This window comes from Micromonospora sp. NPDC050980 (genome assembly GCF_040653835.1).
In the GTDB taxonomy this organism is placed as follows: domain Bacteria; phylum Actinomycetota; class Actinomycetes; order Mycobacteriales; family Micromonosporaceae; genus Micromonospora.
Genome location: NZ_JBFAGS010000001.1, coordinates 92,612 through 104,788 on the forward strand (window position 1 = coordinate 92,612; position 12,177 = coordinate 104,788).

12 protein-coding genes and 1 pseudogene are annotated in these 12,177 nt (G+C 75.3%); 7 read left to right on the forward strand and 6 right to left on the reverse strand.

The features are described from left to right. The 4 genes from AB0H28_RS00445 to AB0H28_RS00460 form a co-directional block, all read right to left on the reverse strand. Entirely contained in the window at positions 1 to 810 is an 810-nt protein-coding gene (locus tag AB0H28_RS00445) for a sigma-70 family RNA polymerase sigma factor (protein WP_358032133.1), read from the reverse strand. A 397-nt stretch (positions 811 to 1,207) separates the two neighbouring features. Then, positions 1,208 to 1,822, reverse strand: a complete 615-nt coding sequence (locus AB0H28_RS00450; RefSeq protein ID WP_358032136.1) for an alpha/beta family hydrolase — start codon at positions 1,820 to 1,822, stop codon at positions 1,208 to 1,210. 240 nt (positions 1,823 to 2,062) lie between these two features. Continuing rightward, complete coding sequence (locus AB0H28_RS00455; protein ID WP_343445303.1) at positions 2,063 to 2,455, reverse strand: WhiB family transcriptional regulator; 393 nt, start codon at positions 2,453 to 2,455, stop codon at positions 2,063 to 2,065. A gap of 212 nt (positions 2,456 to 2,667) precedes the next feature. Continuing rightward, complete coding sequence (locus AB0H28_RS00460) at positions 2,668 to 3,375, reverse strand: SOS response-associated peptidase (RefSeq protein WP_358032140.1); 708 nt, start codon at positions 3,373 to 3,375, stop codon at positions 2,668 to 2,670. 102 nt (positions 3,376 to 3,477) lie between these two features. On the opposite strand from AB0H28_RS00460, the gene aroA reads away from it, so the two are divergent. From aroA to AB0H28_RS00480, 4 genes and pseudogenes are all read left to right on the forward strand, one after another. Continuing rightward, entirely contained in the window at positions 3,478 to 4,779 is a 1,302-nt protein-coding gene (gene aroA, locus AB0H28_RS00465; protein WP_358033788.1) for a 3-phosphoshikimate 1-carboxyvinyltransferase, read from the forward strand. A gap of 204 nt (positions 4,780 to 4,983) precedes the next feature. Continuing rightward, on the forward strand, positions 4,984 to 5,883 hold the full coding sequence (rsgA, locus tag AB0H28_RS00470; protein WP_358033792.1) for a ribosome small subunit-dependent GTPase A: 900 nt from the start codon (positions 4,984 to 4,986) through the stop codon (positions 5,881 to 5,883). Between the two features lie 60 nt (positions 5,884 to 5,943). Continuing rightward, complete coding sequence (gene hisN, locus AB0H28_RS00475; RefSeq protein WP_358032143.1) at positions 5,944 to 6,762, forward strand: histidinol-phosphatase; 819 nt, start codon at positions 5,944 to 5,946, stop codon at positions 6,760 to 6,762. 60 nt (positions 6,763 to 6,822) lie between these two features. Continuing rightward, positions 6,823 to 7,617, forward strand: a pseudogene (locus tag AB0H28_RS00480) (hypothetical protein); the annotation flags it as partial. Positions 7,618 to 7,676: 59 nt separating this feature from the next. Here the strand turns inward: AB0H28_RS00480 and AB0H28_RS00485 are convergent. Next, the gene (locus AB0H28_RS00485) at positions 7,677 to 8,957 is read right to left on the reverse strand and encodes a glycosyltransferase (protein WP_358032146.1); all 1,281 of its coding nucleotides are present in this window, start codon (positions 8,955 to 8,957) and stop codon (positions 7,677 to 7,679) included. Positions 8,958 to 9,148: 191 nt separating this feature from the next. Between AB0H28_RS00485 and AB0H28_RS00490 the strand changes: the two genes are divergently transcribed. From AB0H28_RS00490 to AB0H28_RS00500, 3 genes are all read left to right on the forward strand, one after another. Next, the gene (locus tag AB0H28_RS00490; protein ID WP_358032148.1) at positions 9,149 to 10,150 is read left to right on the forward strand and encodes an SDR family oxidoreductase; all 1,002 of its coding nucleotides are present in this window, start codon (positions 9,149 to 9,151) and stop codon (positions 10,148 to 10,150) included. Further along, entirely contained in the window at positions 10,147 to 10,890 is a 744-nt protein-coding gene (locus tag AB0H28_RS00495; RefSeq protein ID WP_358032151.1) for an ATP-binding protein, read from the forward strand. The genes AB0H28_RS00490 and AB0H28_RS00495 overlap by 4 nt, the downstream gene beginning before the upstream one ends. An 80-nt stretch (positions 10,891 to 10,970) precedes the next feature. Then, entirely contained in the window at positions 10,971 to 11,543 is a 573-nt protein-coding gene (locus AB0H28_RS00500; protein WP_358032153.1) for a DUF5709 domain-containing protein, read from the forward strand. 1 nt (position 11,544) lies between these two features. On the opposite strand, the gene AB0H28_RS00505 is transcribed toward AB0H28_RS00500, so the two are convergent. Continuing rightward, positions 11,545 to 12,177, reverse strand: a complete 633-nt coding sequence (locus AB0H28_RS00505; protein ID WP_358033795.1) for a response regulator transcription factor — start codon at positions 12,175 to 12,177, stop codon at positions 11,545 to 11,547.

A 12,177-nucleotide genomic window follows, 5' to 3' on the forward strand; every position in this document is an offset into this window, starting at 1 on the left:
TCACACCTCCCGGCCGGCGGCGGCGGTCGAACCCTTCGACGGCGCGGCGCTGAACCCGCGCTCCGCCGCGTATCGCTCCAGGAGCTTGCGCAGATTGCGTCGGCCGCGGTGCAGGCGGGACATCACGGTGCCGATCGGCGTGCCCATGATGTCGGCGACCTCCTTGTAGGAGAAGCCCTCGACATCGGTCAGGTAGACCGCCAGGCGGAACTCCTCCGGCAGCTGCTGGAGGGCCTCCTTGACGTCGCTGTCCGGCAGCCGGTCGAGCGCCTCGGTCTCGGCCGAACGCAGACCGCTGGACGTGTGCGACTCCGCCTCGGCGAGCTGCCAGTCGGTGATCTCGTCGGTCGGCGCCTGAACCGGCTGGCGCTGCCGCTTCCGGTAGGAGTTGATGTAGGTGTTGGTCAGGATCCGGTACAACCAGGCCTTCAGGTTGGTGCCCTGCTCGAACTGGTGGAAGGCGGCGTACGCCTTCAGGTAGGTCTCCTGGACCAGGTCCTCGGCATCCGCCGGGTTGCGGGTCATCCGCAGCCCGGCAGCGTAGAGCTGGTCGACGAAGGGCATCGCGTCCCGCTCGAAGCGGGCCCTGCGCTCGTCCGTCTTCTCGGTGGTCAACCGCACATCCCCTCGCGTCGGATGCTTTCCCGCCGAGGATACGCGTACCCGACTGCCGGCAGATTCACTTCCCGCGTGTGTGCCGGTGCTCACCACGGCCGACGCCGCCGCGGGCCACTCCGGCGCGTCGAGCAGCCGTCGGAGCTGCCGTTCGTCCCGTTCGTCCCGCTCCCGGCTCCGTGTCTCGATCGGCACCGGTCACCCCCCTCACGCTGGCAATGTCGTTCCAAAGGGGGTCAACGCGGTCCCCGGCCCTCGGCATTCCGCCTCGCTCCCGGCAGGACCGCCGGGACCGGGCCGCGGCCAACAAGGAAGATCTTGATAGGGCCGGCAGACGATCCCGATCCCGGCCCCAGCCTCGGCCGCGACCGACGCTGGGACCAGGAAGGGCCTGGGAGGTGACGCCGATCGCGCCCGTGCGGGCGGGCCGGCGCCAACCGGTGCAACGACCGCCCACCGGGGACGGTCACGCGGGCCCGCCGGGCGCGGGTGCCAGGCCCGGCGCCGCTCCCGGCCGGCGCGCACCGCCGGGTGGCCGGCCCCGGCGCCGGGCACGCGCCGGCCCGCGCAGCCGCCGCCCGAGCGACCGGGGTCACACCAGCCAGCCACGGGCCGCGAGCCACTCCAGCACCACCTCCGCCGTGCCGGCCGGATCCCTGCGCAGGTCGTGCCGCTCCCCCGGCCGGACCACCACCTCGACGCCGGGCCCGGGCCCGGGCACTCCGAACGGATCCCGGTCGCCGTTGACCACGAGCGTCGGCAGGCCGGTGCCCAACTCGTCGGCCCGCGAGCGCTCCGGCCGCCCGGGCGGGTGCAGCGGGAACGCCAACGCCACCACGCCCACCGCCCCGACGGCACCGGCGGTCCGGCAGGCCACCCGAGCGCCACTGGACCGGCCACCGACCACCCAGCGGGTGACGTCCGGCAGCCGCCGACGCAGCTCGGCCAGCACCGCCGTCCAGGCTTCGTCGAGATGCCCGGCGGGCGCGGGCGCGCGCCGACCGGCGACCCGGTAGGGCTGGGTCACCAACGCCACCCCCGCCCCGGCGCCGCGGACCGCGTCACGGACCGCCACCAGATCAGGTGCGTCGACGTCACCGCCCGCGCCGTGCCCCAGCACCAGCACGGTGCCCCCGGCAGCGGTCGGTGGGTCGAGCCGGACCCGGGCCGGCCCGCGCGGTGTGTCGATCTCGTCGTCGTGCGCCACCGGCCCATTCTGCGCACGGCGGAGCGCCCGGCGACGGCCGGACCTGCGAACGCGCCAACCGCCGGTCGACCCGGCGCGGAGACACCCCATCGCCGCGTACGGCCCGGCACAGGAGACGCCCGACGGCCCGGCACAGGAGACGCCCGAACCGCCGCGACGGCCCGGCACCGCCACCGCCCCGACGGTTCAGCGCGGACCGGCCGGCCCGCAGCCCGGCCGACCGGGCCGCCGGCGGCGGCGTCAGCTCAACGGCACCAGGGTGAGCAGCCGGTCGCGCACCGGCGGACCCGGCTCGTCGACCGCGTCCGGGTCGGGTTGCACCTCGCTGCGCCAGGCGACCAGCATGGCCCGGCGTTCTCGCGGGGTGGTGGCGCCCCAGACGCCGTGGCAGTCGCCCACCTCCAGCGCCCAGGCCAGACAGGAGCCCTGGACGTCGCAGGTGCGGCAGAGCGCCACCGCCGCGTCGGCCGGCTCGTTGGGCGCCGGGAAGAACGTCTCCGGATCGACGCTCTGGCAGGTTCCCCTGGTGCGCCACGCCTCGTCCTGGCGCCGTTCGCGCAAGGCCCGCAGCAGTCGCGGATCGCGCCGCGCCGCGGCCACCTCGTGCGGGCGCGGCATGCGTGCCCGTGTCAATACACCCACCTCCCCCGTGGGACCGGCGAAGATCTTGCTCAAAGATCGATGAGTGTCATTCGCCCCGTGCGAACGGACCCCACCACCGGCGCTGTGTTCTATCGCACTCGCGTCCGCCGGGACAAGAGGGTTCGGTAAAGATGACTAAACGGCCGGGCGACGTTTCAGGCGCAACCCCGGCAAATCAGCACTCGACAATGTGCTGAGCGTGATCAGAACAGCGTCGGCGCGGAGTCGGCGGCCACGCCCGCCGGAACCACCCGGGCGATCAGCTCCGGCCCGTCGTTGCGGACGTCGCCCACCGCCGGCGACACCGGCCGGATCTCCAACCCGGCGAGCTGCCCGGCGTCGGGCGGGACGAGCAACGCGGCGGGCTCGTCGGTCGGGCCGAGCCAGGAGGCCCAGCGCTCCGGGGGCAGCAGCAGCGGCATCCGGTCGTGCACCTCGGCCAGCTCGCCGAGCGCCGCGGTGGTCAGCACGCTGAACGTGAGCCGGGCCGACCCGGCGGCCTCCCAGACCGACCAGATGCCCGCGAAGGCCAGCACCGAACCGTCGCGCGGGGTCATGAAGTAGGGCTGCCGGCCGCCGTCGGGCCGACGGACCCACTCGTACCACCCGTCGGCCGGGACCAGGCAGCGGCGGCGGGCGAACGACGGGGCGTACGCCCGGCTGGTGGCGACCGTCTCGGCCCGTGCGTTGATCATCCGGGCGGCGCCGCTCGCGCCGCGGGACCAGGGTGGGAGCAACCCCCAGCGGCCGAGGGACAGCAACCGGCGCCCCTCAGGCGAGAGCCGGACCAGCGGCGCGGGATCCGTCGGCGCGACGTTGAAGTCGGGCCCGACCTCGCCGGCCGGGTCGGCCGACTCGAACAACGCGCTCAGGTCGCCCGCGCTCCGGGTCGTCGCGTACCTCCCGCACATGGCGCCCACGCTAGCCCCACCGGGGCCCTTCGGCTGTCCCGCCCACCGGGAGCAGGCCAGATGACCGGTCCCATCACCTTCGCCGGTTGGCAGAATGTGAGCGTGGGGAATCTGACCGCTACGCGCCCGCCGCAGCCGTGGACCGCGCCGACCGCGAGCGACCCGGTCGCCGCGACGCTGCGCCTGCCCGGCTCCAAGTCGATGACCGCCCGGGCCCTGGTGCTCGCCGCGCTGGCCAGTGGGCCGTCGACGCTCGACCGGCCACTGCGCGCCCGGGACACCGAGCTGATGGCCGGCGGCCTGCGTGAGCTGGGCTCGCACATGTCGATCTCCGACGACGACCGCTGGCTGGTCCGGCCGCACCCGCCGGTCGGCCCGGCGCACGTCGACGTCGGCCTGGCCGGCACCGTGATGCGCTTCCTGCCCCCGGTGGCCGGGCTGGCCGCCGGGCGGGTCACGTTCGACGGCGACCCGCACGCCCGCACCCGCCCGCTCGGCCCGCTGATCGGCGCGCTGCGCGCGCTCGGCGTACGCATCGACGCCCCGCCGGCCGGCAGCCTGCCGCTCGTCGTGCAGGGCGCCGGGCGGGTGACCGGCGGCGAGGTCGTCATCGACGCCTCCGCGTCCAGCCAGCTCGTCTCCGGGCTGCTGCTGGCCGGGCCCCGCTTCGACCGGGGTGTGGTGGTCCGGCACCAGGGTCCGCCGGTGCCGTCCGCGCCGCACGTGCGGATGACCGTGCAGATGCTGCGCGCCGCCGGGGCGGCGGTGGACGACACCACCCCCGACGCCTGGGCGGTCGAGCCCGGCCCCCTCACCGGGCGCGGCTGGGAGATCGAACCGGACCTCTCCGGCGCCGCGCCGTTCTTCGCCGCCGCCCTGGTCACCGGCGGTGAGGTCACCCTCCAGGGCTGGTCACGCAGCAGCCTTCAACCGGTGGAGCGGCTGCGCGAGCTGCTGCACCGGATGGGCGGCGAGGTGACGCTCGGCACCGACGGGCTGCGCGTGCGGGGCACCGGCGCGGTGCGCGGGCTGGACGCCGACCTCTCCGACGTCGGCGAGCTGACCCCGGTGCTGACCGCGCTCACCCTGCTGGCCGACACGCCGTCCCGGCTGACCGGGATCGGTCACATCCGGGGTCACGAGACCGACCGGGTCGCCGCGCTGGCCAAGGAGTTCACCGCGCTGGGCGCCGACATCACCGAGAGCCGCGACGGCCTGGAGATCCGGCCACGCCCGCTGCGCGGCGGGACCTTCCGGACGTACGCCGACCACCGGATGGCGCACGCCGCGGCGGTCACCGGGCTGGCCGTCCCCGGCATCGAGGTCGACGACGTGACGTGCACCTCCAAGACCATGCCGGAGTTCCCGGCACTATGGTCGGCAGTGGTGACCGGCAAGAACTGACAGCGGAGGTACGCCCTGGCGACCAGGCGGCGCGACTACGACGAGGACGACGTCCGGGTGCGTCCAGGCCGGTCGTCGCGCCCCCGTACCCGCACCCGACCCCGGCACGCCGACGCGGTCGACGGCTTCGTGGTCGCGGTGGACCGAGGCCGCTACACCTGCGTCCGACCCGACGCGGGCCTGGACGACCCGGTCGTCACCGCGATGCGCGCCCGCGAACTGGGCCGCAAGTCGGTGGTGGTGGGCGACCGGGTGGGTCTGGTCGGTGACGTCTCCGGCGCGCCCGGCGCGCTGGCCCGCATCGTGCGGATCGCCGAGCGCACCTCCGTGCTGCGGCGCACCGCCGACGACGACGACACCACCGCCGAGGGCCGGCTGGAGCGGGTGGTGGTGGCGAACGCCGACCAACTGGTGATCGTCAGCGCGCTGGCCGACCCGCCGCCGCGCACCGGGTTCATCGACCGCTGCCTGGTGGCCGCGTACGACGCCGACATCGAGCCGCTGCTCTGCCTCACCAAGGCCGACCTGGCCGGCCCGCAGGAGGTGCTCGGCTACTACACCGAGCTGGAGCTGCCGTACGTGCTGATCCGGCCGGGCTCCGAGCTGGCCGAGCTGCGCACGCTGCTCGCCGGCCGCGTCTCGGTGCTGGTCGGTCACTCCGGCGTCGGCAAGTCGACGCTCGTCAACCGCCTGGTCCCGGAGGCGGAGCGGGCGGTGGGCACGGTCAGCGCCATCGGCCGGGGCCGGCACACCTCGACCAGCGCGGTGGCGCTGCGACTTCCCCCGCCACCCGGTCCGGACGGCGGCGCGGACCCGGGCTGGATCGTCGACACCCCCGGCGTGCGCAGCTTCGGGCTGGCGCACGTCTCCGCGGAGAGCCTGCTGCACGGCTTCCCGGACCTAGTAGAGGCCACCGTCGACTGCCCGGCCAACTGTCCGCACACCGCCGACGAGACGACCTGCGCGCTGGACGCCTGGGTGGCGGCCGGCCGGGCCGATCCGCGCCGGCTCGCCTCGTACCGTCGGCTGCTGGCCTCCCGCAGCGGCGAGGGGGACGCCCGCGAACCCGAGCGCAACCCGGGCGACCCGCTCGCCGGGTCCTGACCGGCGGGCCGGCGGGCACCCGCCGCCGCCGGCCGCCGGCTCGGCGCTAGCGTGTCGGCCATGACCGGGTACGCCGACGACCTCGCCCTCGCCCACCTGCTCGCCGACGCCGCGGACGCCGTCTCGTCGGCCCGGTTCCGCGCGCTCGACCTGCGGGTGGAGTCGAAGCCGGACCTCACACCGGTCTCCGACGCGGACACCGCGGTCGAGCGGGAGATCCGCGCGCTGCTGGCCGCGCACCGTCCCGCCGACGGCCTGCTCGGCGAGGAGTACGGCGAGCAGCCCCCGGCCGGTCCGGACGGGCGGCGCTGGGTGGTCGACCCGATCGACGGCACGAAGAACTTCGTCCGGGGCGTACCGGTGTGGGCCACGCTGATCGCGCTGCTGGAGCACGACCGGCCGGTGCTCGGCTTGGTCTCCGCGCCGGCGCTGGGCCGGCGCTGGTGGGGCGCGCTCGGCGCGGGCGCGTTCGCCGGCGCCGGCCCGGCCGACGGCACGCCGATCCGGGTGTCGGGGGTCGCGGCGCTGGCCGACGCGAGCGTCTGCTACTCCTCGCTGACCGGTTGGGAACAGGCCGGTCGGCTGGATGCGATGCTCCAGCTCATGCGGGACACCTGGCGCAGCCGGGCGTACGGCGACTTCTACGGTTACATGCTGCTGGCCGAGGGGGCGGTGGACGTGATGGTGGAGCCGGAGCTGTCGCTGTGGGACGTCGCCGCGCTGGTGCCGATCGTCACCGAGGCCGGTGGCCGGTTCACCGACCTGGCCGGGCGGCCCGCGCCGGCCGGCGCCGACTCCGCCGACATCAGCGCCGTGGCCAGCAACGGCCCGCTGCACCAGGACATCCTGGGCCGGCTCGGCCGGCCGGCCGAGCGCTGAGCGGGCCGGAGCCTCTATCCTCGCCAGGTGGTCTCCTCCGGTTGGTGCTTCCTGGCGGCGATGATCGTCGCGTACGGCTTCGCCAACCTCCTGCAGTCGGTGGCCGCCGCGCGGACCACTGTGCACCACACGTTCGACCCGGGGCTGCTGCTGCGGCTGGCCGGCCACCGGACGTACCTGATCGGGTTGGCCTGCCAGGTCGTCGGCTTCGTGCTGGCGTTCCTGGCCCGCCGGGACCTGCCGCTGTTCCTGGTCCAGGCGTCCGTGGCGGCCGGGCTCGGGGTGACCGCCGTGTTGGGCGTGCTGGTGCTCAAGTGGCGCCTGCCGGCCGCCGAGGTGGTGCTGTTGGTGCTGCTGTTCGGCGGGATCACCGCGCTGGTGCTGTCGGCCGAGCCGGCGCCGTCGCGGCAGCTCGGCACCGCCGGGCTGGTCGGCCTGGTGGCGGCGCTCGGCCTGATCGCCGGGTCGGGCTTCTTCGCCGCCCGGTTGCACGGCGCGCTCGGGTCGGTGGTTCTCGGGTCGCTGGCCGGGATGGCGTTCTCCGCCGCGGCGGTGGCGGCCCGCCCGCTCGCCTCCGCCGGGTCGGCGGAGGCGTTCGCCCAGGATCCGCTGCTCTACCTGCTGATCGTCCACTCGGTGGTCGGTCAGTTGCTGCTCGGCCTGGCCATGCAGCGCGGGTCGACCACGGCGGCGGTGGCCGCGATGGACGCGGCCGGCGCGGTGCCCGCCGCGGTCGTCGGGTTGCTGCTGCTCAACGACAAGATCTGGCCCGGCCGGGAGTGGCTGGCCGGGCTCGGCTTCCTGGTCACGCTCGCGGCCGTGGTGGGCCTGACCCGGTACGCCGAGCCACAGCACCACCACGTGCGGGCCGCGGACCGCGAGCCGGCGATGATCGGCGTCGGGGTGGTGCCGGCTCAGGCCGCCTCGACCGGCCCGCGTTCGGAGACCACGACCGCCTCGGCGGGCGCTGTCGGCTCTCCCGGCATGGCCGGCGGTGTCGGCTCCGGCATGGCCGGGCGGCGGCGGCCGATCACCCGCTCGTAGAGCCGCTCCAGGGCGGCGGCGGTCCGCTCCCAGGTGTAGCTGCACCGCACCCGGTCCACCGCCGCGTGCCCGTACGCGAACCGGCCGGCGTTGTCGGTGAGCATCCGGCGCAGGGTGACCCCGAGCGTGCGCACGTCACCGGGCGGCACCAGCTTGCCGGTCACCTCGTCGACCACCGCGTCGGCGATGCCGCCCATGGCGTAGCCGACCACCGGCACGCCGCAGGCCATCGCCTCCAGGGAGACCCGGCCGGCGGAGGAGTAGTGCGGGGTGCAGGCGACCACGTCCGCCGAGCGGTACCAGGTGGCCATCTGGTCGTGCGGCACCGCGCCGACGAGGTGGATCCGTTCCGCGACCCCGGCCCGCTCGGCCAGCTCGCGCAGCCGGCGGGCCTCCGCGTGCCCGGCGAGTCGCTCGACCGGCGGGCCACCGGCGATCACCAGCTCCGCGTCGCCGACCAGGCGCATCGCCCGGATCAGGTCGTCCTGCCCGTGCCCGGGGGCGAGCCCGCCCACGGAGAGGATCCGCGGGCGTTGGTCGCGGGGGGCCGCCTCGCCGTCCGGGTGGAAATAGGCGGTGTCCACCCCGGTCGGCACCATCGCCACCGAGGTCCGTTGCAGGCCCATCCGAGTCAGTTCGTCGACCTCGTCGTTGCACTGGGCGACCGCGACGTCCACGGCGCGGGTCAGCGCCCGTTCCAGCGGGATCCGCTGGCCCGGCCCGGCGTAACCGCGGCCGAGGTGGCGCAGTTGCTCGACGCCGAGCGAGTGGAAGGTCTGCACGACCGGGATGTCGGTGGCGCGGACCGCGTGCGCGGCGGCCAGCCCGCCCACCCAGTAGTGCCCGTGCACCACCTCGGGCGCCCATTCGCCGGCCCATTCGCCGGCCAGCCAGCGGCCGAACTCGGCCACGTAGGGCACCAGTTCGCCGGTGGGCAGCGGGTCGGGCGGGCCGACCGGCACCCGCTCCAGGCGGTAGCCGTCCTGCTCGATCAGGGCGGGCTGGGCGGCCGCGTCGCGGCGCTCGTACACGCGGACCTCGTGACCCCGGGCGGCGAGTTCAGCCGCCACGCGCGCAACGTGCTCCTGAGTCCCGACGGTGGGACCGTCGGTGGACGAGCCGGCGTGCGCGCAAACAAGGCCGACGCGCATGGTGCACCTCCATGCGTTGCTCGGTAGCTGGGTGTCCCGGTAGAGCGTCCCATTAACCTGAGGTCACCGGCCCCAAACCTGGCAGATCGCCCTCGGGACCGCCGTCCCGTTCACGGGACAGCGGGTGCGACCGAACCCGATCAGTGCGGTCGCGCCGGCATGACCGGCCGGACCCGGGGTACCGCCGGGTGATGGCACTCACCCGCGGTCTCCCCGACGCCACCGTCGTCATCACCGGCGCCTCCAGCGGCATCGGCGCGGCCACCGCATATGCGCTGGCCGGCCGGGGGGTCACGGTGGTGCTGGCCGCCCGGAGCGAGGCGGCGTTGCAGCGCGTCGCCGAGCGCTGCCGGGAACGGGGCGGGCAGGCCCTCGTGGTGCCCACCGACGTGACCGATCCGGACGCGGTGGAACTGCTCGCGGCCCGGGCGGCGGACGAGTTCGGCCGGATCGACGCCTGGATCAACAACGCGGCCGTCGGCACGGTGGGGTTGTTCGACGAGATCCCGGTCGCCGAGTTCCGCCGGGTGGTCGAGGTGAACCTGCTCGGCACCGTGCACGGGACCCGGGCCGCGCTGCCGTGGCTCACCGCCGCCGGCGGCGGCGTGCTGATCAACAATGCGTCCGTGCTGGCCGAGGTGGCGATGCCGTACCAGTCGGCGTACAACGCCACCAAGCACGCGATCCGTGGGCTGACCGACACGCTGCGACAGGAACTGCGGGTGACCGGCCGCCGGAACATCTCGCTCTGCACCGTGCTGCCGGCCAGCATCGACACCCCGTTCTTCCGGCACGCGGCCAACCACACCGGGCGGGAGCTGACCCCGCCGCCCCCGGTCTACCCGCCGGAGATGGTGGCCGAGACGATGGTCCGGCTGCTGCGCCGGCCGCGACGCGAGGCGTACGCGGGCGGCGCGGCCCGGCTGATGGGCCTCCAGTGGCGGCTCGCCCCGGCGCTGGCCGAGCGGACCCTCGGCTGGTACACCGCGCGGACCCAGTTCGGCCCCGGCGTCCGCCTGGACGCCACCGGCAACGTCTTCACGCCCGACTCGACGGGAGCGCGGACCGACGGCTGGTCCGGCCGGCGCGGCCAGTTGCTGCGGCTGGGGGCCGCCTTCGGGCTGGCCGCCGCCGGCACCGCGGTCGGCACCGTCGCGGCGATCAACCGGCGCTCGCGGGGGACCCGGTCATGAGTCCCGCCGACCGGACCGATGCGCGCGCCGCAGTCGGCGTGCACAATGGGACGATCATGCCGACGTACGCGCGTTGCCTGGTCGAGACCGACGAATCCTCCGCGACGGTCAGGTTGACAGGTGTGCTCGACCGGGCCGGGTCCGGGGCCGTGCGCGGCGCGCTGCTCGCCCACCTCTGGCAGCGGCCGGGCCCGGTGCTCGTCGACCTGTCCGGGGTGCGCATCCACGAGCCGGCCGCCCGCGACGCGCTCGACGACATCCGCCGCGAGGTCGCCGACTGGCCGGCCGCCGAGCTGCGGTTCGACCCGGCGGGCACGCCGGCGCCCCGACCGGCGGAGGCGCCGCCCGAGCTGATCGAGGCCGAGCTGCCCCCGGTGGTGGAGGCCGCGCGCGAGGCCCGGTCGCTGATCGCCGAGGGATGCGCCCGTTGGGGCCTGCCGGAGCTGGTCGAGCCCGCCCGCATCGCGGTGACCGAGATGGTCAACAACGTGGTCGCGCACGCGGTGACCTCGATGACGCTCCGGCTCGCGCCGCGCGGCGACGCCCTGCACGCGGCCGTGCGCGATCACGCCGCCGGGCGGCCGGCGTACGCCGGGCCGGCCCCGGTCGACTCGGTCGGCGGCCGTGGGCTGTTGCTCATCGACACCGTGGCCCGACGCTGGGGCAGCACGTCGCTGCCCGACGGCAAGGTGGTCTGGTGCGTGCTGTACGCCGAGGACGAGACCGCCTTCCGCAACTGAGCCGGGATTTCGCCGCTTTCCTCCCGATCTATCCTGCCGCTCGCGGTTAATGCGGCAAGGGCAGTGGGTAGTTCATCGGCATGCGCGACGACGAGTACCCCACCCCCGTGTCCGACCCCGAGGCGGAGGGTCTGCCCGACACCGCCGACGACGACTCGACCGCCAACGACGACGTGCTGACCGGGCGCGAGGCGGACGGCCCGGAGCCGGCCCAGATTCCCGGCGACCGCACGCCGGTCGCCGTCGACGGGTACGGCACCACGGCCGAGGAGCAGCTCGACGGCGAGTCGCTCGACTACAAGCTCGACCGCGAGCAGTACGAGCGCCCCGCGGACGATCCGCTCGCCGGCACCGTCGACCCGGCGATCGCGGCCGAGGCGGACAGCGAGGAGGCCGCCGCGCAGGCCCAACTCGACGCGGACGTGATCGACCCCGGGCCGACGTCCGACCCGCACTCCCCGGTCTCGATCTACGACCACGGCCAACTCGGCACCGTCGCCGACCACGAGGTGGGCCGGCTGGTCGAACCGGACGAGGGCGCGCACACCGACCAGGAGACGGACAACGTCGCCTACGATGCGGGCGCCGCCGGGGGCGGAGCCGCCGCCGAGGAGTTGGCGGTGCACGAGACCCAGCCGCCCGAGGCGCGCTGACTCACTCGTCCAGGCCCCGCTCGATGGCGTACCGGGTCAGCTCGACCCGGTTGTGCAACTGCAGCTTGCCCAGGGTGTTCTGCACGTGGTTCTGCACGGTCCGGTGGGACAGCCGGAGCCGCTCGGCGATCTGCTTGTAGGACAGCCCCTTGGCGACCAACCGCAGCACCTCGGTCTCCCGGTCGGTGAGCCGGGGCGCGTCGTCGTGCGGGGCCGGCGGCGCGGCGGCCAGCCGGCGATATTCGCCCAGCACCAGCCCGGCGAGTCCCGGCGTGAACACCGGCTCGCCGGCCGCGGTGCGCCGGACCGCGTCGAGGAACTCGGCCGGGGCGGCGGACTTGACCAGGTAGCCGGTGGCGCCGGCTTTGACCGCGTCCAGCACGCTCTGCGGCTCGCCACTGGCCGAGAGCATGAGCACCCGCACCTCGGGCAGCGCGGCGCGCAGCCCCCGGACCACCTCGACGCCGGAGACGTCCGGCAGTTGCAGGTCGAGCACGACCAGGTCGGGACGGGCCGCCGCGGCCACCCGGACCGCCTGCCGGCCCTCGCCGCTGGTCGCCACCACGTCGAGGCCGGCCTCGGTGAGGTCCCGGGCCACGCCCTCGCGCCACATCGGGTGGTCGTCGACCACCAT